The sequence below is a fragment of the Nocardia pseudobrasiliensis NBRC 108224 genome, from assembly GCF_001613105.1.
In the GTDB taxonomy this organism is placed as follows: domain Bacteria; phylum Actinomycetota; class Actinomycetes; order Mycobacteriales; family Mycobacteriaceae; genus Nocardia; species Nocardia pseudobrasiliensis.
The window spans coordinates 93,519-115,045 of the sequence record NZ_BDBS01000044.1 but is presented as its reverse complement, the minus strand read 5'-3'; the positions used below and the strand labels follow the sequence as shown (position 1 = coordinate 115,045).

The 21,527-nt window shown below is 65.4% G+C and carries 17 protein-coding genes and 2 pseudogenes; 10 read left to right on the top strand and 9 right to left on the bottom strand.

Annotated elements, in window-relative coordinates; genetic code table 11:
- Positions 1–468 (bottom strand): annotated as a pseudogene (locus NP4_RS30895) (hypothetical protein); the annotation flags it as partial.
- 1,007 nt (positions 469–1,475) lie between these two features.
- On the opposite strand from NP4_RS30895, the gene qhpG reads away from it, so the two are divergent.
- The 3 genes from qhpG (at position 1,476) to NP4_RS30880 (ending at position 6,372) form a co-directional block, all read left to right on the top strand.
- Positions 1,476–2,966 carry a flavin-dependent monooxygenase QhpG gene (qhpG, locus tag NP4_RS30890; protein WP_068005482.1) on the top strand — a complete coding sequence of 497 codons (1,491 nt, stop codon included), beginning with the start codon at positions 1,476–1,478 and terminating at the stop codon, positions 2,964–2,966.
- 22 nt (positions 2,967–2,988) lie between these two features.
- Positions 2,989–5,013 carry a 3-deoxy-7-phosphoheptulonate synthase gene (locus NP4_RS30885; protein ID WP_068005481.1) on the top strand — a complete coding sequence of 675 codons (2,025 nt, stop codon included), beginning with the start codon at positions 2,989–2,991 and terminating at the stop codon, positions 5,011–5,013.
- A 66-nt stretch (positions 5,014–5,079) separates the two neighbouring features.
- Positions 5,080–6,372 (top strand): cytochrome P450 family protein, encoded by a 1,293-nt coding sequence (locus NP4_RS30880; protein ID WP_068005480.1) that lies wholly within the window; start codon positions 5,080–5,082, stop codon positions 6,370–6,372.
- Positions 6,373–6,458: 86 nt separating this feature from the next.
- Here NP4_RS30880 and NP4_RS30875 read toward each other — a convergent pair whose 3' ends face one another.
- The gene (locus NP4_RS30875) at positions 6,459–7,718 is read right to left on the bottom strand and encodes a cytochrome P450 family protein (protein ID WP_068005479.1); all 1,260 of its coding nucleotides are present in this window, start codon (positions 7,716–7,718) and stop codon (positions 6,459–6,461) included.
- Positions 7,719–8,482: 764 nt separating this feature from the next.
- On the opposite strand from NP4_RS30875, the gene NP4_RS30870 reads away from it, so the two are divergent.
- Positions 8,483–9,556, top strand: coding sequence for an alkane 1-monooxygenase (locus tag NP4_RS30870; RefSeq protein WP_245998760.1), 1,074 nt, complete (start codon positions 8,483–8,485; stop codon positions 9,554–9,556).
- Positions 9,557–9,598: 42 nt separating this feature from the next.
- Here NP4_RS30870 and NP4_RS30865 read toward each other — a convergent pair whose 3' ends face one another.
- Both NP4_RS30865 and NP4_RS30860 read right to left on the bottom strand, forming a co-directional pair.
- Positions 9,599–9,937: a hypothetical protein gene (locus NP4_RS30865; protein ID WP_068005478.1), complete on the bottom strand. Its 339-nt coding sequence runs from the start codon at positions 9,935–9,937 to the stop codon at positions 9,599–9,601.
- 519 nt (positions 9,938–10,456) lie between these two features.
- Positions 10,457–12,457, bottom strand: coding sequence for an AAA family ATPase (locus tag NP4_RS30860; protein ID WP_068005477.1), 2,001 nt, complete (start codon positions 12,455–12,457; stop codon positions 10,457–10,459).
- A 312-nt stretch (positions 12,458–12,769) separates the two neighbouring features.
- Between NP4_RS30860 and NP4_RS43470 the strand changes: the two are divergent.
- The 4 genes and pseudogenes from NP4_RS43470 (at position 12,770) to NP4_RS43465 (ending at position 16,169) form a co-directional block, all read left to right on the top strand.
- A pseudogene (locus NP4_RS43470) lies at positions 12,770–14,124 on the top strand (carotenoid oxygenase family protein).
- Positions 14,125–14,165: 41 nt separating this feature from the next.
- A complete protein-coding gene (locus NP4_RS30850) occupies positions 14,166–14,558 on the top strand; it encodes a nuclear transport factor 2 family protein (RefSeq protein ID WP_068005476.1) in 393 nt (130 codons plus the stop codon).
- A gap of 345 nt (positions 14,559–14,903) precedes the next feature.
- Positions 14,904–15,809: a hypothetical protein gene (locus NP4_RS30840; protein WP_068005472.1), complete on the top strand. Its 906-nt coding sequence runs from the start codon at positions 14,904–14,906 to the stop codon at positions 15,807–15,809.
- A 15-nt stretch (positions 15,810–15,824) separates the two neighbouring features.
- On the top strand, positions 15,825–16,169 hold the full coding sequence (locus NP4_RS43465; protein ID WP_068005470.1) for a maleylpyruvate isomerase N-terminal domain-containing protein: 345 nt from the start codon (positions 15,825–15,827) through the stop codon (positions 16,167–16,169).
- Positions 16,170–16,238: 69 nt separating this feature from the next.
- Here NP4_RS43465 and NP4_RS30830 read toward each other — a convergent pair whose 3' ends face one another.
- From NP4_RS30830 to NP4_RS30815, 4 genes are all read right to left on the bottom strand, one after another.
- The gene (locus NP4_RS30830; RefSeq protein WP_068005467.1) at positions 16,239–16,946 is read right to left on the bottom strand and encodes a lysozyme; all 708 of its coding nucleotides are present in this window, start codon (positions 16,944–16,946) and stop codon (positions 16,239–16,241) included.
- Between the two features lie 205 nt (positions 16,947–17,151).
- Positions 17,152–17,754: a TetR/AcrR family transcriptional regulator gene (locus NP4_RS30825; RefSeq protein WP_068005465.1), complete on the bottom strand. Its 603-nt coding sequence runs from the start codon at positions 17,752–17,754 to the stop codon at positions 17,152–17,154.
- Between the two features lie 221 nt (positions 17,755–17,975).
- Positions 17,976–18,809 carry a DUF1206 domain-containing protein gene (locus tag NP4_RS30820; RefSeq protein ID WP_068005464.1) on the bottom strand — a complete coding sequence of 278 codons (834 nt, stop codon included), beginning with the start codon at positions 18,807–18,809 and terminating at the stop codon, positions 17,976–17,978.
- A gap of 101 nt (positions 18,810–18,910) precedes the next feature.
- Positions 18,911–19,090 carry a hypothetical protein gene (locus tag NP4_RS30815; RefSeq protein WP_147288122.1) on the bottom strand — a complete coding sequence of 60 codons (180 nt, stop codon included), beginning with the start codon at positions 19,088–19,090 and terminating at the stop codon, positions 18,911–18,913.
- A 175-nt stretch (positions 19,091–19,265) separates the two neighbouring features.
- On the opposite strand from NP4_RS30815, the gene NP4_RS30810 reads away from it, so the two are divergent.
- A complete protein-coding gene (locus tag NP4_RS30810) occupies positions 19,266–19,469 on the top strand; it encodes a cold-shock protein (RefSeq protein WP_062509739.1) in 204 nt (67 codons plus the stop codon).
- Between the two features lie 48 nt (positions 19,470–19,517).
- Here NP4_RS30810 and NP4_RS30805 read toward each other — a convergent pair whose 3' ends face one another.
- Entirely contained in the window at positions 19,518–20,300 is a 783-nt protein-coding gene (locus tag NP4_RS30805) for an ESX secretion-associated protein EspG (RefSeq protein ID WP_068005461.1), read from the bottom strand.
- Between the two features lie 155 nt (positions 20,301–20,455).
- Here NP4_RS30805 and NP4_RS30800 point away from each other — a divergent pair, with 155 nt between their 5' ends.
- The gene (locus NP4_RS30800; protein ID WP_169813830.1) at positions 20,456–21,502 is read left to right on the top strand and encodes a cytochrome P450; all 1,047 of its coding nucleotides are present in this window, start codon (positions 20,456–20,458) and stop codon (positions 21,500–21,502) included.
- The last annotated feature ends 25 nt before the right edge of the window (positions 21,503–21,527 follow it).

Here is a 21,527-nt window from a genome sequence, read left to right as displayed (position 1 = left end):
CGCGGCCCGCGCGGCGGCGGCGGACGTCTCGCGACGGGCGAGCTCACCGGCCTCGTCGGCAACCAGGCGCAGGTCAGCGATATAGCGGTCGGCGAGACCGCGGAGGATCTGTTCGAAGCGGTTGTCGCTGTTGCCTATCGGGATCTCGATGGTGCTACCGGAGCGGCGGACCGATTCGACCAGGAATGGCATCGTGGTAACGGCGAAATGCTCGAGTTCGGCCTCCCGGGCCAGCAGCGCGTTCTCGAGTTCGGCTTCGTGATCTCGGCGCGCTGTCTCCGCGGCGGCTTTGCAGGCGCGGAGGGCGGCCGCACTGTCTTCGTCGTGGACGCGTAGCGCTCGTTCGGCGGCGATCGCCCGGGAACGCTGTTGTGCCGCATAGGTCAACGCGTATAGGGCTGCGGCGACGACAGACAGGGATATTGCGGTGAGGATCCACGAAAGCGTTACGACAGCAGGGTGATTCATCAGGTTTCCTCGTCGGCCGCGCGGCCGCCTCGTCCATTCCGGTCTCGTCGATCGCACGCCGTGCCCGTAAAATGTCGCTTATTACCGGATTCAAATGTGTCGAAGCAATTACCGGACAAGCATTTTCGGGTCGAAGGAGAGCCTGACCGAAGATCATGCGCTCCACCGCTCGACGACGACGGCCATACGGTACCAGCTGCTCCCTCGAACAGTAACCTTTTCGTTTGGAGATTGTTCATCGATTGCCGGTACTGAATTCTCGCCTGACGGTGGATGTGGGTGGGCGGCGGCAAATCGATATTCGGACGACCGGTTTGTGATTTCCGAATTGTCTGCGCCGCGGCGGGCGGGAACCGGCGCGGTGGCGCGGGTGTCCGCGCAGGGGGCGGGCGACGCATCCGGACCGCCGCCGACGATCCGACACAACCGACCGGTAGGTTGAATTGGGGCGATGGTGACGACGGGAACGCTCGCGAGCCTCCGGGGAAGGGGATCGGTTCGGCGACACATCATCGACTCGGCAGTCAATTGTCCAGTTGCTCTGTTACGCACCGAGTTTCGATGGCAGTGCTATTTTCGCGCCCGTTCGCTCGGATGTCGACGCCGGCGAAACCTATTGACATGCACTGGCTCCGCGAAGATGGCCGACCGGAGATAACTTTCGGCGAACCGCTGTCATCCCTGTTGTCGTGGAGATAAATTCATTGATAACTCTCGCCCGCGTACTCTCGGCGACATGTCCGGCACGTTCGAATCGGCTGGGGAAATGTGATCAACTCGTATCGAGAGACAGCTCCGACCGTGCAGTGGACGAGGTTAAATGTGCACTGCCGCATCCGTTTTCGCAATATGATCGAGCTACTCATGCTACGGTTAATACGTTCTCATTGTAGTCGACCCGCACAATGGCATCAGTTGATCCGGGCTTATCCCGGGATTCGAGCCCGAGTCGCTTTGTCATCGGTACAGGGCCACTACCGGTTATCGATAAGTTCAGGGAGCTTGCGATGGAGCACATTCCGCATGTTCTGGTGATAGGTGGCGGCCCGGCGGGCTCGACCACTGCCGCCCTACTCGCGCGATCGGGAATGCGAGTGACCGTCCTGGAACGAGAGAAATTCCCTCGCTATCACATCGGCGAGTCACTCCTGGCCTCCTGCCTGTCGACTCTTCGCCTGTCCGGCGCCTACGACCGGGTCGCCGCGGCCGGTTTTCAGGTGAAACGGGGTGGCGTGTTTTTATGGCAGAAGGACACCTGGCTGTTGGATTGGTCCAAACTCGTGGACGCGGAGGCCTGGTCGTGGCAGGTGGATCGGGCCGTGTTCGACGACCTACTACTACGCAACGCCTCTGATCAGGGCGCCGAGGTGATCGAGCAGGCCACCGCTCGGCGTGTCCTGTTCGAGGGCGATCGTCCGACGGCCGTCGAATGGACCGGGTTCGGCGACGAACGTGTGCGAACCACCGAGTTCGACTTTCTCGTCGACGCTTCGGGACGTGCCGGCATGTTGTCGCGGAGGCATTTCGATATGCGTCGGCCGCACGCGGCCTTCCGGAACATCGCGATCTGGTCGTACTGGCGCGGCGCCCGCCTGCATTCGGAAAGTCCCGAAGGTGCGATCAATGTCGTATCGACCCGCGAGGGCGGTTGGTTATGGCATATCCCGCTGTCAGACGGGCGATTCAGCGTCGGCTATGTGGTTTCCACGCGCCGGGCCGGTGCGATGCGAGCAGAGCATGGTTCGCTGGCCGCTTACTACCATGATGTCATCCGCCGCAGCCCGGCGATGAGCGAAATGCTGGCGGGAGCCGAACAGGTCGATACCGTTCGGGCCGAACAGGACTACTCTTATGTTTCCGATCGCTTCTGTGGCCCCGGATACGCGATCGTCGGAGACTCGGCCTGCTTCCTCGATCCGTTGTTGTCCACCGGTGTTCACTTGGCCACCTACGGCGCGTTGGTCGCGTCCGCGTCGATTTCGACCGCATTGCGCGGTGAAATGAGTGAGCCGGAGGCTCTGGCCTTCTTCGACTACACCTATCGACGCGCGTACTCGCGGTTCCTGGTTCTGGTCTCCCGGTTGTACAAGCAATACGTGGGGTCCGACGAATACTTCTCGCACGCGAGCACTCTCACCGAAGAACGCGATGGGGACACGCCACAGGAGTCGTTCACCAGGATCATGGCGGGTCTGACCGATGTGGACGAGTCCTCGGGACAGCAGCGGCGGATACAGACGGACGCGATCGTGACCGAGACCGAACACGTCCACGAGCGAGCGGCCGAATCCAACATCAAATACATGGGTGGCTTGGACATGTCGCCGGTATGGAACATCTGGCGCGACCCACTCGGACCGGACACGGTGATGGGCGATATGCGCATCACGACCGATCCGGTGCTCGGCCTGACCAAGCGGCCGCGCAGTGAGACGGAGCGGCAAGGCGTCGTGCGACCGTTCCATCCCCCGCGTCGTGTCGGCTCCGCCGTGCATTGATCGCCGTCGAACCGCGAAGGCCATGACCATCACCGAGTCCGTTCCCGATCTGCCGGGCGAAATCCCCGCCGGCGGTTCGGGGTTCCGGACGAACAGAGTCGAAATCGCCCGGTTCGATCACCCGCTCACTCGGATGCTGCTGGCGAGCGACGGCTTCACCATGCCGGTTCTCGAAGCGATACTGGGCACCGAGCTCGAGGTTCGCGTGCTGCGACAGGACGAATTGTCGGCCGAGCGGCTACCGGCTGTGGTGAGCGACGCGTTGCGATCGTCCGGCAACGATCATGTCATCGTCCGCAGATCGTGCCTGATGGATCCCGACATGCGCACCGTATCCGTCAACCACGTCGTCACCGTGAGCGAACCCGCCGCCGCGAGCGGTGTCGACGATATCCGGATGCCGATCGGATACAGCTTGATGGCCCGGGGTGTGTCCCAAAGGCGCAGTATCCTGCGAGTCGGTCTGGCCAGATGGCCCGACGGGCGCGCGTGCGCGGCGAAATCCTATGTGATCGTGCTGGGTGACCGACCTCTCTGCTACATCCGAGAGTCGTTCAACCCCAGTGTTATTCCACCCGATCACAGCTACACCGACGGCGGTGATCCGCACTGGGGCGACGAGCCCGAAACGTCGGATCCGGGACCGACCGACCTGGCGACGGCCCTGCCCGCGGCAGGCCATGAGACGTCGCAGTATCAGCCGCCCTGGCCGGACACCGCGGCGCTGCGTACCACCGTGGAACGCCTGCGCGGCCTGCCGCCGCTGGTGCACCCGGACGAATGTAGTTCGCTCACAGCCGATCTGGCCGAGGCTGTGCACGGGCGGGCGTTCGTGCTGCACCTCGGTGACTGCGCCGAGACATTCGCCATGTGCGACACCGGCGCGCTGGCCGCGCGCCGCGCCCTGATGCATGCCGCCGCGTCCGTACTGGCCCATGGCCTCGGGCTGCCGATCGTCTCGATCGGACGGCTGGCCGGACAGTACGCCAAACCGCGCTCCACGCCGGTCGAGCCCGGCACCGGACTGATGTCCTACTACGGCGACATGGTCAACGGTCATGAACGTGATCCGGCGGTCCGTACGCCCGATCCGAACCGCTTGTTGGACGCGTATTTCCATGCGGCGGCCACGCTCAACTACCTGCGCCGCTGCGCCGCACCGCCGACGACGTTGTGCGCGAAGATCCTTGTGGAGGCGGCGGATCGATGCGTCGAGCCGGTGCCGCGTGAGCTGTTGCGTGCGGTCGCGGGACTGCTGTCCACCGCCGCGGTCGCACCCGCGCGCTCCCGCGAGTTGTACAGCTCGATTTCGCGGCTGCACGTCTCCCATGAGGCGCTGATCCTGCCCTACGAGGCCGCCCTGACCCGGCGCGGCTCGGATCGTCGGTGGTGGGACTGCTCGACCCAGCTGCTGTGGATCGGCGACCGCACGCGAAACCCGGCTCAGGGGCATGTACGGTTCGCGGCCGAAGTGCACAATCCGGTGGCGGTGAAGCTCGGTCCGGCCGCCACCCCGCGCGATGTCGAATCGCTGTGCGCGCGTTTGAATCCGGAGAACCGGCCGGGGCGACTCACACTCATCCCCCGCCTGGGGGCCGAGCGCGCGGTCGACGGACTGCCTGCGTTGTTCGACGCCGCGGCGGCCGTCGGAAGTCCGGTGTGCTGGATATGCGATCCGATGCACGCCAATACGCGAATGTATCGCGGGCAGAAGATTCGTCGGGTCGACGACATCGTGGCGGAGATCCGCGCGTTCTTCCAGGCTTGCCGGGCCACCGGCACGGTTCCCGGCGGACTGCATCTCGAATGCGCGCCGGAGGCCGTCTCCGAATGCGTCGGAGGCTGGGGTGCTCGGCAGTCCGATGATTCGGTGGCCGAGCACCGGACCCGGTGCGACCCGCGATTGAATCCCGTGCAGACACTGCATTGTGTCGTCGCCGCTCTGACCGAGTTGCGTGGCTTGTCGCGAAAAAGCCTGCCCGCCAAGGAGTTGGACGTTGCGACAACGTTGCCGAATTCCGTGCATCGCCAGGTTTTGGACGCCTGATCCTGGACGGCAGGCGTAGGGACGCTGTAGCTTCAACCCACTCGTCTGCCGTCTGGAGCTACTTCCTTGACCACACCACAGTTCTCCGCGTTCGAGTCTCACACCGCCGCCGAGGGCGCCTGTCCCGTCGCGCACCCGGAGTACGCGGATATCGATGGCCCCCGAACGCCGCTGTACACCCCGGAATTCGTCGCGGATCCGCACCGCGCCTACCGCGAAATGCGGCACCGATACGGTTCACTGGTACCCATCGAGCTGGCGCCGGGCGTGCCCGCCACACTGGTGATCGGCTACAAGGCCGCCGTGCGAATCCTCAACGACCCCGAACATTTCCCCGCCGACCCGCGCAGCTGGCAGAAAACCATCCCCGCGGACTCTCCGGTTCGGCCGATGATGGAGTGGTATCCGGCCGCTCGTTACAACAGCGGGGCCCTCCATGCCCGCTATCGGGGCGCCTCCGTCGCGAGCATCGCCGGAATCGATCTGTACGGTATGCATTCCGTTGTGGAGAAGGCAGCGGTTCCGTTGATCAACACCTTCTGCGAGGTAGGTTCCGCGGATCTGGTGGCCCAGTACGCGTTTCCGCTCGTGCTCGAGGTGCTCAATCGGATGGTCGGGTGCCCGGCCGATATCGGGGCGCAGGTCGCGAACGGTATGGCAGCGCGTTTCGATACGGTCAGGGCCTCGGAGGGCATGAAGATGCTCAAACAGGCTCTGATGGAATTGATTCAGTACAAACGCGTGTGTCCTGGTGACGATATCACTTCACGGCTGGCGCAGCATTCGACGGATCTGGACGATGTCGAGGTCTTCGCCCAGCTGATGAGTTTCTACGGCGCGGGTTTCGAGGCGCAGCGCAACCTGATCACCAATGCGCTGCTGCTGATGATCACCGATGATCGGTTCCGGTTCGGGAGCGACGGTCTCGGCAGAAATCTGTCGACCGTCGACGCGCTCGACGAGGTGCTGTTCAACGATCCGCCCATCGCGAACTTCTGCACCACATATCCACGGCAGCCGATCATGTTCGACGGCGTCTGGCTGCCCGCCCACCAGCCGGTCGTGATCAGTTTGGCCGCCTGCAACAACGATCCGGAGATCCGCGGGACCAGCGATCCGGGCCGCAGCCGGGTCGGTAATCGGTCGCATCTCGCGTGGAGTACGGGGGCGCATACGTGCCCGGCCAAGTCCATCGCGTATCTGACTGTGCAGGAAGCCATCGACCAACTCCTCGACGCGTTGCCGGATATCACGTTGGCGGTGCCGATGGACGAATTGGTTTGGCGACCGGGTCCCTTCCATCGGGCGCTGACCGCGCTGCCGGTCGTATTTCCGCAATCCGCGCAGCTGCACATCTGAACGCGCGGCCCGCAAGTTCGATTATGTCGTGATCGGTGTGGTTGCCGCGAAAGCGATTTCGGTCGGCAACACACCGGTCCAGCCGATCAGCGAGGAGTGTTCAAGGGTGCGGAGGGTGGAAAGGTGACCGGCAGCGCGGTCAGGGCTCGGTAGAAGGGACCCGGCCGCCATGTGGATGCGTCGGTCGGCATGTTCGCCTCCATATCCGGCAGCGCGTCGAGGAGCTGATCGATGGCGCCCTGCGCGATCAGATATGCCATCGGCTGTGCGGGGCAGGTGTGTGAGCCCAGGCCCCAGGCCAGATGGGCGCGATTGCCTGCCAGATCATCGGTCTGGATCGTGGGATCGGTGTTGCAGGCGGCCACACTGATCACGACCGGCTGGTGGGCGGGCAGCCAGACATCCTCGATGAGGATCGGTTGACGTGGGTAGGTGATCAGCAGGTTTGCCAACGGCGGGTCGTTGAACAGCACCTCGTCGATCGCGTCGCGGGTGGACAGGTTCCCGCCCAGCACGCTGCCGCCGAATCGCTCCTCGGTGAGGATCAGCAGCAGGGTGTTGGCGATCAGATTGAGCAGGAATTCGATTCCGGCATTGTAGATCTGGGCGAGATTGTGCACGATCTCCGACTCGGTGAGTCCGGCCGGATGGCGCAGCAGCGCCGAGGTGACGTCGTTTCGGGGCTCGGTTCGCTTGAGCGCCACCAGGTCTCGCAGCACCCCATGGAGCAGCTGGTTGCTGTCGCCGGTGTCGGCGTCCTCGACGATCGAGGCGGTTCGCGCGGAGAGTCGTTGCGCCATGTCCGGCGGACATCCGAGTACGGCGGTCATGGTCTGGAAGGTGAGCGGGAAGGCGTACTCCCGGATGAGTTCGGCCGCGCCATTCTCACAGAACGCGTTGATCAGGGGGACGGCGAGCTGTTCGATGCGGCCGTGGATGGCATAGAGGTCTACCTGGTCGATACTTTCGGTGACGGCCCGTCGGTAACGTACGAAATCGGTTCCGGTGTTTCTGCCCGCGGTCGGCCGCCACTCCAGCAGCGGCAGGATCGGGCAGTCGCCGGGCGCGTTCTTCTGCCAGGCGCGCGGATCGGCCGGGAAGTGATCGGGGTCGTTGAGGATTCGGACGGCGGTGTTGTAGTCGATCACCAACGTGGCCGGCACCCCCGGCGCCAGTTCGACGGGGGCCAAGGGGCCGTAACGCTCTCGCATCGCACGGTAGGTCGGGTGCGGATTCGCGGCGAACCCGTGCGAATGCAGGTGCACGCGTGGGCCCTCGGAATCGAATGGCGAGCCGTGGACGACCGGACAGTACTGTTCCGGTTCCTGTGGTCGTGGGGAACTCACGAGTAAACTCCAGACTGTTTCGGACGGACACCACCTGCATTCCGGTAAGTCGGAATGTGTGGCTCCCTTTGTTCGGAGTGCGAGGAAATAACGATGATCCGCCTCGTAGACGTGTGGACGCCGAATCACTGTATACGACGCGGTCAGCTCTCGTTGCGCGACAAAGATATTCCCGAAATGGGAATCGCTCACCCGACCGGACGGTACCGCGCGACCATGACGAGTGAAACCGAGCTTTTCGCGCTACCAGAACAAAACGGGCTTTCCGCACTCGGTGGTGATCAGAGAGGATCGGGCCCGGCATCGCAGCGGGTTCCGCTCGTGCTCAGTCCAATTGGCTCCTCATGAGCTGAAATGCGCTGGAGCAGTTGCCTTTCCGAGTTGTCGAGCAGACCGCGCTCTCGATCGCAGCAAATCTCGAGCGTCTCACAACGGAAGATTGTGAATTGTCGGTGTGCTGCCGACCGGTGATATAAGCCGCGGTTAACTGCCGGGGGCCGGATTGCCATGACCACCTTTAGGTATTGCTTAACTGAAAGGTCTCCAATGAAAATATTCGCGGTCTCGTCGTATGCTTCGACCGTCCGAAATGAAGTTTCGAGTCGCATCCAAGGGCAGACGTGCGAATACTAGGCAAACGCCCGGGATCACCTGATCCCAAGCGGCATCTGTGGGTTTTGGGGTTCATCGCGCCGGCGATCGCGTTGTTGCCCTCGCAGTTGGTGCTGCGAACGGGGTGGCCGGTCTTCTGGTGGAGCGGTCCGATGGTCGTATTCATCGTTATTCCGGTATTGGATCGGTTGGTGGGGGAGGACCGCAGGAATCCACGGGACGAGGATTACGCGCTGCTGTCGAACGATCGGTACTACCGGTGGTGCTCGTATCTGTTCCTGCCGGTTCAGCTGGTCGGGCTGATCGTGGCGTGCGCCATGTGGTCGGGGCACGAGTTGAGTGTGGTGGACAAACTGGGCCTGACGGCATCGGTGGGGTTCGTGAGCTTCATCAGTATCAATGCCGCGCACGAATTGGGGCATCGGGTCGAGAAATTGGAGCGGTGGCTGTCGAAAATCGTTCTGGCGCAATCGGGTTACGGTCATTTCACGGTCGAACACAATCGCGGACATCACGTGTGGGTGGCCACGCCCGGGGATCATTCGAGCGCGCGATACGGGGAATCGCTCTGGGAGTTCCTGCCGCGCTATCTGGTCACCGCCTTCCGTGCCGCGATCATTCTGGAGCGGGACCGGCTACGTCGAAAAGGGCAGGGGTGGTGGAGCATTCGGAATCAGATCCTGCAGACCTGGTCGATCACGGTAGCGCTGTTCGGTGGGCTGATCGCCGTATTCGGCTGGGGCATTTTGCCGTACCTGTTGCTGCAGGCGGTGATCGGTATGGCATTGCTCAAGACCATCGGCTACATCGAGCACTACGGACTGCTGCGCGAGCGCAAGCCCAACGGCGCATGGGCGCGCTTCTCGCCCCGGGACAGCTGGGACTGCGATTGGCTGGTCACCAATATCTTCATCTTCAATGTGCAGCGGCACAGCGATCACCACATGAATACCGGACGTCGGTATCAGACGTTGCGCTGTTCCGAGGAGGCGCCGCAGCTTCCGGCCGGATATATGACGATGATCCTGTGCGCGGCCATTCCGCCGCTGTGGCGGCGGGTAATGGATCCGCGGGTGCTCGCGCACTACGACGGTGACATCACCAAGGCCAACATCCAGCCCAGTAAACGGGCCAAAATCCTTGCGGCCCATGGGCATCACGAACTGAATCAGGTAGGTGGGTTCGAAGTTCGAGACCCGTGGATCGATAGCGTCGAGAGTCGCTGAGGTCTCCCCTGCGGGCAGCAGGGGAGACAAATCGGCGGGGTCTTATCGCCGTTGGAATTTCACCGAACCGAAGTTGGCGTACTGTTCGTGGCCGCCGTTGGCCTCCAGGGTCTCGTAGTCGCCGCGACAGTCGTCGCCGCGATAGAGCCGCGCGTCACGGTTGGTGTTGTTCCAGGTGAAGCCGTCGCCCTGGATGTGATAACACCGGCCGTTGTCGGGGTTGTTCAAACGATGTTCTTGGCCGCGTTGCATATAGAGGAATGTGCCCTCCGCGGGAGCGTTGGCGCCGGGAGCCGGATCGCCGGCGTTGGCGAGGGGTGCGCCGAGGGTCAGGGCGACGATTGCGCCGACCGTAACCAGTGCGCTGCCAATGGGTTTCATGGGACAGCCTTTCGTTGGACCACCAGGTCATAAGTGGGAGAGGGTCGAACCGGCCAGTCGACGTCGACGAGGCCGATCGTATCAGCGGTCCAACTGAGCATGTAGCTGAAAAATGCTGAACCACAATAGATTTCGCCTCCAATAAGGGGTGCGGCCTCGATGGCTCGGCGTGCGGCCCTGAAGCCGGAGATCATCGCGGATGAGCGGCTGCGCGACGGAAATGGGCAAACCGTGCCGAAGTCTCTCGAAAGAATTGGCCGAGGCGAATGTGCTCACCGACTTGATACAGATTATGGAAAGCGATCGGCGGAGCAGATTGGCTGGTTCGCAGGGCGATTCACATCGGCAACTGCGGGGAGGTGCGCCGGTTGATCGCGCAGTTGCTGCAGCGATTTCCCGATCTGGCCGAGGCACGGCCCGCCTCGGGCTCGCCCGCGGTCGATGTGGGCGCGGCGGTTCGGTCTGTCGGATGATCACATCGGGCCTGTAACCGACCGAAAGGTGTTCCGCGCGAAGTCTTCACGCGGCGCCGTGCAGCTCCTGCTGCCACAGCGCGTCGCAGAGCAGGTCCAAACCGTGGCGTAGGTGACGCCGGTAGGTGCCGAACGGGAGGCCGAGGCGGCGGGCCGCCGCCTCCTGGGTCGGCGCGCCGGAAAAATAGCCCGCCGTGAGCGCCTCGCGGGCGCGCACGCCGCGCGGATCCGCGGCGAGGTCGTCGACCGCCCGGTGCAAAAGGACGCGCAATTGCTCGGCGGGGTCGGTGAGATCGGCCGCCAGGCGAGAGCGGATCAGGGCGCAGGCGGCGAAACCGGAGGCATTGCCCCAGTGCGACAAGGCTTCTCGTACGGCCTGGTCGAACGCGGCGCGTGAGAAGCCCGAGGGCCCCGACGACGCGGGCACGGCGGTGGCGGCGATGAAGTGGCGCAGCCAGGTCTCCACGGGTACCCGACGCCAGTCGATGCCGAATACGCCGTAGGTGTGTTCGCCGACCCGCGGACGCGCACCGGTATCGGTGAGGGTGCCCGCGACCCGCGTCGCCCACGTCTCGGCATCGCGCCAGACGGCGAACCCGTACGCGCGACCGCGGGCGCGGGCCGATTCCGCCTGGGCCCGTGAGCTACTCAGATCGATGACGCGCGAAGGCACCTGATACCGCTCGGGATAGATCGAGAAACGGCTGATGCCGATATGCTCGCCCGACCGCACCGGCGCGGTGGCCTCGGTGAATGCCCAGGCGGCCGCGACGACTGGATCGGTGGCCACGTCCTGCGGATCGGCCGGGGCGGGCAGCGCCAGCCGAGCGGTGAACGCGACGATCCTGCCGGTGCTCACCAGACGGTAGACGCTGAAGGCCTGCGGCTGTCGCTGTGCCCAGTAGCGGACCAGCTCCGCGGAGGCGACGCCCTCGCTCTGTTCGGCCATGCGCAGCACGGTGTCGAGATCCTGTGCGTGCAGCGGGCGGTCGTGTACCTCGTCCTCACGCGACCAGGTCCGGGTGCGCGCCACGATCTCACCACCGCGGAAAAGGTGGAAGAGTTCGTCGGTCACGGTGAAGACCTGATCTTCGGGGGCCTCGCGCAGCAGGCGTAGATACTCCTCGGCCAGGCGTCGGCGCATCGTCTCGAAGGCGTTGGGCGCGCGCCAGCGCAGGTCGGCGGCGAGGGTTTCGCGTGCCGCGTCGTGCGGGTAGAGCCCGCGATGGGTGGACTCCACGAAGGGCAGGTCGCGCAGCCAGGTGAACAGCAGGTGGGCGTCCTGATCGGGTAGCACCGCGGCGAGCAGTTCCTCCGACGTCGAATAGGCTTGGGCCGCAACCTCCAAGGCGCGGCGATGGGCGGCGGTCGGCACCTCGCCGATCAGACCGGCCAGCAGGGTCCGCAGGGTGTCGGCCGAGGGGGTCCAGGTTTCCTCCGGGCCCCAGTCGGCCGTTCCGGCGGCGGCCGCGAGCGACAGGGCCAGCGGGTTGCCTCCGGCGAAGCGCAGGATGCGTGGCCGCAGCGCGGGCGGGACCCGGGTGGTGGTCAGCAGGCTGTGGGCCTGCTCCTCGGAGAACGGCTCGAGTTCCCGCACATACAGCACCTCGGACCAGGCGGGGTCGGTGGTCCACTGCGATTGCGGCGCGAGCCTGCCCGCGAGGATCACCAGGGCGTCCTCGGCGGCGCGCGGCAGGAAGCGTTGCCACAGCCAGCTTTCCAGCCACTGGCAGTGTTCGAAGGAGTCCATGAACAGCACGGTGCCGGGTACCTCGAGGAACGGGGCGGCGTCGCGTTCGAAATCGGCCGGGTCCCGGCTCACGAAGCGGCCGTCCAGATCCAGCAGCGTGCGACCGGCCGCCCGCGCCTGATCGGCGAGGCGTCGTAGCAGGGTCGACTTGCCGATACCGCCCGGGCCGAACAGGTAGAACGCGAAGGGGGCCGAGGCATCGCCCGTCAATGCGTCGGTGAAGCGGCCGAGTTCGTCCTCGCGGCCGACGAAGGCCTGTACGCGCGCGCTGGCCAGTCTGTCTCTCACGGATGCCATGCGGCGTCGCCTCTCCCATGCCGTGGCGCCCGTACCATCTCGAGCCTCGCCCGTCGAAATCCTAACCACAGGGGGCGCAACCGTACCGCGTGGACAGCTGTGGACAGGGTTGGACAGCGTCGGGGGCTGGAAAGTGGACAGCGATCGAGGACAGGCTTTGGGTCATGAACGCCACCGCCGCCACCCGCGGTTCCGGAGCCGCTCTCGCGGCGCTGGCCGGGGCACAGTTCACCGTCAACCGGCTCGCCAGCCCCGAAGCCCGTGCCGAACAAATCCGCTGACGAATAGAACCGCCGAACGAAGGCATCCGCCATGACCGTCGAAAAGCCCTATCTGACAGGCCATTACACTCCCGTCGCCGATGAGATCACCGCCGCCGAACTCACCGTCGAGGGCACCCTGCCGCCCGAACTGACCGGCCGACTGATCCGCAACGGCCATAACCCCAAACCCGGTGTCACCCCGACCCATTGGTTCAAGGGCAGCGGCATGGTGCACGGCATCCGCCTGCGCGAGGGCCGCGCCGAGTGGTACCGCAATCGCTGGGTGCACACCCCCGCACTCGACGGCGCGCCCTATATGACCGAGCACGGCCCCGATCTGACCGCCAGCGTCGCGGGCACCCACGTCATCGAACACGGCGGCCGCCTGCTCGCGCTGTGCGAGGCCAACCTGCCCTTCGAACTCACCGCGGAGCTGGATACCTTGGGCGCCTACGACTTCGACGGCAAGTTGCGCTCGGCCATGACCGCCCACCCCAAGACCGATCCGGTCACGGGGGAGCTGCACTTCTTCGGCTCCTCCCCGTTTCCGCCCTATCTGATCCACCACGTCGCCGACGCCGAGGGACAGTTCCTCCACAGCGTCGAAATACCCGGGGCCACAGCCTCTCTCAAGCACGACTTCGCCATCACCCGCGGCCATGTGGTCTTCATCGAGGGCACCGTCACCTTCGATCCGAACGAGCACTCCGGAATCCCCTACGGCTGGAACGATCAGCAGCCCGCCCGCATCGGGTCATGCCGCGCGGTCCGGAGGGGGCGGAGCGCATTCGCTGGTTCTCGATCGAGCCGGGCAATATGCTGCACGCCGCCAACGCCTATGAGGATGGGCGCGGTCGCATCGTGCTGGAGGGTCCGACCGTGGATCGGGTCGGATTCGAGCTCTCCTGGAACTGGTGGGTCGCGGCCCCGGGCCGCGGCGCCGAGCCGAATGCTCGCTCCTACACCCGGCGCTGGGTGATCGATCTGGTCGAGGGCACCGTGGACGAGCAGATCATCGACGATCTGGCGGTGGAATTCCCGACGCTCAACGAGGACTATCTCGGCGTGGAGCACCGCTACCAGTACGCGATCTCCTTCCCCGACGAGAAGGGTTTCGGCGGTTACGGCGTGGTGAAATACGACCGCACCACCGGCGCCCGTCGCATCCGCCGGATCGGCGACGCGCGGCTGCCCAGCGAAGCGGTCTTCGTGCCCGCCGCCGCGGGAACCGGTGAGGACGACGGCTACCTGCTCACCGTCGTATCCGACCTCAAACAGAACGCCTCCCGGCTGCTGGTTCTCGACGCCTCCGGTCTCGACGAGATCGCCGTCGTCCACCTCCCGCGCCGCGTCCCCGCGGGCATCCACGGTTCCTGGATCCCCGACGCCGACCTGCACAACTGATCCGTCGTACCCTCCCTATCCCAGTTACAGAAGGAAAACCCATGTTTCGCACCGATATCCGCTCGGCTCTCACCGATCTGCTGTTCACCCCGGGTCTCGACCTGGATGTCGCCGCCGACCGCCACTTCGCTCCCGACTACCGTCAGCGGACCGACGGCCGATGGGACGATCGGCGGGAATTCCTGACCCATATCGCCCATCTGCGCGACGTCGTGGCGGCGGGCGAGGTTCAGGTGCACGACGAGCTCGTGAACGGCGACCGATACGCCGATCGGCATACGGTGACCGTCACCAAAACCAATGGCGCCACGGTCCGCATGGAGGTCTACCTGTTCGCGGAGTTCGCACCCGACGGCCGCTTCCGCCGCATCGAGGAGACCACCCTCATGCTCGAGGGCGCCGCGGAGGACCGCGCGCTGGGCAGCGCTCGCTGAGCAATTGCCCTCGGCCATCGATCAATAGCGTCACCAGCCGAGCCACGCGGTGGGAAAATGAAACCGTAGTACTGCGGGAGAAGGCTGAATGCGCTCGAGAACGACGGTTGTGGTGGCGATTGTCTTCGCGGTCGTGGCGGTCGCCGGTGGGTGCAAGACATCTCCGGCGCCGCCGGCGAATTCGCATACGATGACGACCGAGAATTCCGGTGGCGGCGGGCAGGTGATTCCGCGGACCGCGCCCGCGGTCACCGGGGTTCGTCCACAGCAACCCGCGGGTCCGCCCGGGGTGACCGGTTCGCCCCGTCCCGGAGCGCCGAGCACCACCGCGCCCCCGACCAGGCGGTGAGCGATCGACCCGGCGGCGCGATCGGCTGGTCTCCGCTGTCGTCGGCGTTCGCCCTCACCGGAGCGATCTCGTCGCAGGCCTTTCTGCTCACCGCGGTGCTCTACTATTTCGGCTGGGTGTATACGCATGCCTGGTACGCCTATTACGGTGTGGAAGTCGGCATGCTCGGATATTCGGTCACCGATTACACATTGCGAAGTATCAATACCGCGTTCTGGCCGGTGGTCGCCGGATTGCTGATCGCATTGATTCTCCAGTACCTCCGCCACCTGCCTGCGATCATCGCGATCGGAACGCGGCGGCCCCGGCGAGTCCTGCGCTGGTGGGTCGGCGGCGCCACCGTCTGGGGTGCGGGACTCGTTGCGGTGGTGGCGGTTTCGGCGGTCTTTCGCTCGCTCGTCGGTCCCGTGCTGAACTTCTGGCTGCCGTATCTGCTCATGGCGGGCGCTCTGCTGCTGGTCCATGCCGCCCTGCTCCGATCGAAATACGCGGCATTGATCGGTCGCGCGCGCCGCCGTCGGACGCGCACCCGTCCGCCCCAGATCCTGCTGTCCACATTGATCGCGCTCGCGGTCGTCGGCCTCGTCTGGGGCATCGGTACCTACGCGGATCGTCAAGGCGCAACGGACGCACGCAATCTCGCCGAGTACGCCTTCACAGGACGGCCCTCGGTACTCGTGCTGAGCACCGACCGCCTCGGTCTGGAAGGCACGGGCACCCAGGTCGGCGAGATCAGCGTCCCGGGCGAGCGATACCACTACGTCTACAGCGGCCTACGTCTGCTGACCCGAACCTCGGATGCCTACATCTTGATTCCCCAGCAGTGGAAGCGGTTTCGAGACCGGGTCTTCGTCATTCCCCGCATCGACGGCATACGAATCGATCTGGCGACCTCGCGGTGATGGCATCATCGACGGGTGGAATTCCGTCGCTACCTCGAACTGATCCTCGGCGACAGCAATGCGTTGCTCGCCGCGGTGCGACGGGATCCCAGCGTCCCGACGCCCTCGTGCCCGGGATGGACTGCCTCGACAGTGCTCAGCCATGTCGGTCAGGTCTACGAGCACAAGAATCTGTGCATGGTCCTGGGCCGCGAACCACCGAACCTCGCCGCCGGAACGCGGTTCCGATCTGGCCGCGTGGTTCGTCGGGCACCGCGACGAATTGCTGCGACAGCTGACCGAACGCGGCCCCGCGCAGCCGACGTTCACCTGGACGCCCTCGCCACGCTCACCGCGCGCTTCGGCGAGGAAACCGGCTAGGGGCACACTGGTTTCCAACACCAGCCGCGGCGAGGGTAGCGAGGGCTCACCCCGATCCAGCGAAGGCGTTCAGCGCAGGTCGTGGTTCTTGGCGAGGGCTTGCAGCCGGTCGTAGGAGCCGTTGAACAGGTCCTGGTCGCCGGGGAATTTGCCCGAGGAGGCGTGCTGCCAGAAGGTGTGGACCTTCCAGTTGTAGGGCAGCGCGCCCACGGTGCTGGCGTATCGGGCCACCCACAGCGGATTGGTGGAGCTGAAGTCGTGTTGGCCCACGCACAGACCCCACCAGCTGGTCGAGGTGTAGATCGCGGGATATTTCTTGGTTCGGGCGTGGTAGGTGTCGCTGAAGTCGCGGATCCAATTGGCCATGGCCGTCTTGCTCAGGCCGTAGCACTTGTCGCCGGACGGCGCGTATTCCATATCCAATGCGCCGGGCAGCGTTTTACCGTCCGCCGACCAGCCGCCGCCATGGGCCAGGAAGTAGTTGGCCTGGGCCGCGCCGCCGCTCTTGTCCGGTCGGGCGAAGTGGTACGCGCCCCGGATCATGCCGACGCCGTAGGAACCGTTGTACTGCTGCGCGAAATCGGGATTGGTATAGGTCGTCGATTCGGTGGCCTTCACATAGGCGAACCGCGCCCCGTCGTTCCAGGCCTTCTGCCAGTTCACATTTCCCTGATAGGAGCTGACGTCCATACCCGGCACCGAGGCGGCCGCGCGAATATCGGGTTGCCCCGGATCGCCGGTCCCGCCGCCCTCGTGAATGGCGATCTGTGAACCCATCGCGTGATTGTCATCGTCGGAAGGTGGCGCGGCCTGCGCGAACGTAGCCCCCAGCAACAGGGACGCCGCGCCGAGCGCGATTGCGAGCGATCTTGTCGGTGACATGAAACCGCCTTCGGTCCAAACGTATGAGATGCGTTCTACCGCTTGCGGATTCAGTATCCAGGAAGGCGGTCGGACGCGGAATCGATACAGGCGCGGCCCCCTATCGCGCCGACTCTATTCCGAGTGCGAGGTGTAGTTGTCTTGCCCACCAACGCAATTGCGCGGTCGCATCGTCCGCCTGGTCGCCGGTGAAACCCGCGCTGCGTCGGAATCCGCTGCCGTAGAGAGCCTCTGTGGCCATCGCCTGATGCAGTGCCGCGACCGCGAGACGCGTTTCATCCAGCGAACTGCCGGGCGGCCGTCGTCGATGCAGTGCGTCGACGACCGTATCCAGCAATCCGCTGCCCCGCTCACGCCATCCCGATGAAATCAACGACACCGCGAGCTCTCCGTAGCCGCGGCGGTAGACGGCGTGGAGCAATTCGACGAGGCCGACGATGTCGGCCTCGTCGGACAGCCATGTTTCGAAGAGGTCCTGCAGTTCGACTCGCAGCTGTTGTGCCCCGTGGCGGAGGAGTTCGTGGAGCAGTTTGTCGCGATTGCCGAAATGATGGGCCACCCCGGCGTCGGTCATACCGACCCGCGCGGCCACCGCCCGTACCTGCACGGCGTTGACGCCGCCCTGGTCGAGAAGCGCCGCCGCGGCGTCGAGGATCAATCGGCGAGCCTCCGCCGGGGCTCTGCGTACTCGAGAAGCGGCCACGGCCCGGAATCTTACCTTGACCGCAAAGGTTGCTCTTGCTAGCTTTACCTTGCCTGCCAAGGTAAAGGGAGGCGGATGTGCCGATGGGTCGACATAAACTGCGCTGCAAGGATTTTCGTTACACCCGCCGCTTTCGGTTGGGAGTGCGGGCAGCGGAGACGGACCGGCTCGCTGGAGGGGAGGGCCGCGTACGTGTGGCGACCATCGGCGCGCCCGCGGCGCTACATCTTGGCCAGACGCGCCATCACGAAGCAGTACAGCCCGTAGGCGATGATGCCCAGTGCGGCCACGATCAGCAGCAGGACGCCGTAGGGCTGCGCGCCGAGGGATTTGAAGGCGGCGTCGAGGCCGCCCGCTTTCTCGGGCTCGGAGCGGGTCACGGCGAGGATCACCAGCAGGCCGACCGCGCCGACGGCCAAGCCCTTGGCGATATAGCCGCCGGTGCCGAGTCGGCGCACCGCGGTACCGGTCGGGCCGCGCAGGTCGTCGAGGAATTTGCGGGTGACGCCCTTGTAGGCGTGGTAGCCGCCGACAGCGACGATGACCAGTCCGACGAGGATCAAGGCGATCGTGCCCGCCGTGTGCTGCATCAGCCGCGCGGTGATTCCCGTGCTCTGGCCGCTGCTGGATTTGCCGCCGCCGCGCGCGAATACCGAGGCCGACACCGCGAAGGCGAAGTAGATCACCGCGAGCGCCGCCGCCTTGGCGCGCCGGAACGCCTCAGCCCGCGTGCTGTCCTTGTCGGGTTTGGACGCACTGCCGAATACGGCCTCGGCGAGTCGCCAGACTCCCAGCGCCGCGAACGCGATCACTGCGATCCACAGCGCGATGCGGCCGAAGGGCTTGGCCGCGATTTCCGCCATCGCACCCGTTTGGTCCGCGGTTCCGCCGCCGCCACCGATGGCGATGCGGATCGCGATGTAGCCGATGATCAAATGCACGATCCCCGTCATCACGAACCCCCCGCGCGCGAAGCGCTCGAGCACGCTGTTCTGCGCGAACCGGCTTGCGGTGTCGGACCTGGACCCGGATTGCCCACCTGACAGCACACTCATCAGAACCCTCAGTTCTCACCGATATCGAACACGAGGGGAATGCCCTGGCTTTGTTCACCGAAACCCGGTGCGCTCGTTGGCGATCGGCGGGTGGCCGACGCTCAGTGATCGCCACCGCCCGCCGCGATGTCGGTAGCCTCGTCGGGCGTCTTGGGGGTGGGTACGACGGCGCTGCTGAACAACGGATGGGACGCCGTGGCGCCGGCGGCCGCCGGGCCGGTGGTCACGGGTGCGTCGGGATGGCTGAACAGACTCGGGGATGGCGAAGGCTCATCATTCACCCCCGTATCGTCCTCCATGGGGGCCGGTGGCGGCGAATCCGCCCGTTTTCCGTGGTCGCGGTGTGTGTTGCGGCACCCTTTTGGCGAAGGGGTCCCAAGATGTGGCATGCTTCCATCTGGGTACGGGTTGTTGAAAGTGATCGCTCGGCCCGCAACAAGAAAGTAATACACAGTAATGGTGCAAGGCAGTGTGAAGTGGTTTAACGGCGAAAAGGGCTTCGGGTTCATCGCCCAGGACGGTGGCGGCCCCGACGTGTTCGTCCACTACTCCGCGATCTCCGGCTCCGGCTTCAAGTCCCTCGACGAGGGTCAGCGCGTCGAGTTCGAGATCGGTCAGGGCCAGAAGGGCCCGCAGGCTCAGAGCGTCCGCATCATCTAAGTTGCAGACCACAAGAAACCCGCGCAACGGCGCGGGTTTTTTTGTATCTCATCCGGCCCGGGTATCGCGCTGGCCGCTGGCCGCCACGGCATCGTCGATCCGGCCGTCGAGCAGCGCGACGAGTAGATGATGGTCGGCCGCGGTCGCGATCGTCGGGGCCCGGCCGTCGATCACGTACCGGCCGTCGCCGTCCAGATCGCGCCAGTTCAGCCGGTAGCGGGCGCTGCCGCGCGGACCGTAGGCCGAGAAATGCTGGATGACGTGAATGGCGCCCGCGCAGACCAGGGGAGCGTCGAGGAACTGCCGGGCCCGATCGCCCGCCGCGTCGCTGAAGAAGTAGTCCAGATCGTCGTCGATATCGCCGTCGGGCAGGACGATGTCCGCCCCACCGCCGGGCCGTCGTTCCGGCAGCGCCCGCACGACCGTATCGGCCAGGCGCAGCGGATCGCATTCGGTGACGGTGAGAACCTCGCCGTGCCAATAGGTTCGGCCCGGCGCCTGGGTGACCAGATATCCCCGGTCCCCCCGTCGCACGGCCAACAGCCGCAGCACCGCGTCCGGATCCCGGTGCGAGTGACCGCCCCAGCCGTTCACCACCACGCGGGCCTCGGGCGCCGAAAAGGTCCGCAGCACCTGGTCGAACGACGAGCGCAGGCTCCGAATCAGACGCGGCATGGTCCTGCGGCGCCTGCTGACGAATTCGTCGTAACTGGCGATATCGGTGGTGAAGGCGAACGGCCAGGGCATCCATTCCCCCGTCGCCTCGTACCACAGGGCGTTGAATTCGAAATCGGTGAAGGTCCAGGTGGGGTTCTTCGCAACAGCCGTCACACGATGCAAGGTAGGCGTCGAACGCGACCTCTCGGTGGGGATCGCACCCGGCGATGACACAGATCTGACCGTGCGCGGGCGGCGGTGATGCGGATGTGATCGCGGGATATCGGACGCGGACGTAGGTTGGCGGCGCGCGAATGTCTGGAGAAACTATGCTTTCACCCGCGATCCCGGTTGTCGCACCGGATCGGCTCCACATGGTCGGCTATCGGGAAACGTTCGGGTGGTGGTTACGGCTCGTGCGCGATCCGCTGGCCTCCTACGCCGAAATCGTCACCAGATATCGAGGGGCGGCGGGTCTTCCGCTCGGCCGCGCGGGGGTGTACCTGCTGAGCGGTTCCGACCATATCGAACGGGTGCTGCACGCCCGCCGCGACAACTACGCCGACTGGTTCGAAAGCCCGGCCGCCATCGAACGAACGTGGCGGCCAGCCGGTTTCGTGCCGGAGATCGCCAATGCGACCTCCTGGGTCACCGGCACGTGGTGGGACGGGCGCATTGTCGATCTCGGCGTCGAACTGCGCAGAGTCACCCTCGACCTCCGTCGCCGCGCCGCGCTGCGCCCGAGTCTGGCCGCCGACGCGGCCGTGGTCGGTCGGGCCTACGCGGAATTGCGCCGACGACCCATCGTGCCGGTGACGGTCCGGCTGCTGCTGCGATCGTCGTGTGAGGCCACCGATTCGGCCGATCTCGTGCGGATGCTGCTTCTTCTGGCCGACGCGCCCGAGGCGCGGGCGCGGCTGGAGGCCGAGGTGGACAGCGTGCTGTGCGGGCGACGGGCGCGGCCACAGGATGTGCCGAGGCTGGTGTGGGCGCAGGCCATCGCCTCGGAGGCGCTGCGGCTGCATCCGCCGGTGCGGACGTTCGCGCTGCGGGCGGTGCGCGCGGACAGCGTGGCGGGTATGTCGCTGCGCGCGGGCGCGGCGATCGTCTTGTCGCCCAGTGTCATTCACCGCCAGCCCGATCTGTGGCGTCGGCCCGGGGCGTTCCGTCCGGAGCGCTTCCTGGCCGAGACGCATCCGCGATCGGCGTATCTGCCGTTCGGTCACGGCCGGGCCGGGCGTATCGCACAGGATTACGCGCTGCTGCGGGCGACGCTGGTTCTGGCCACCATCGCCCAGACCTATCGGCTCGAACTGCCCGCCGGTGCCCCGCGCGATCCGGCGGGCCCGATCACCATGCGGGCGTTGCTGCGCTGAAGTTCCCAGCCGGAAGTACACTGGC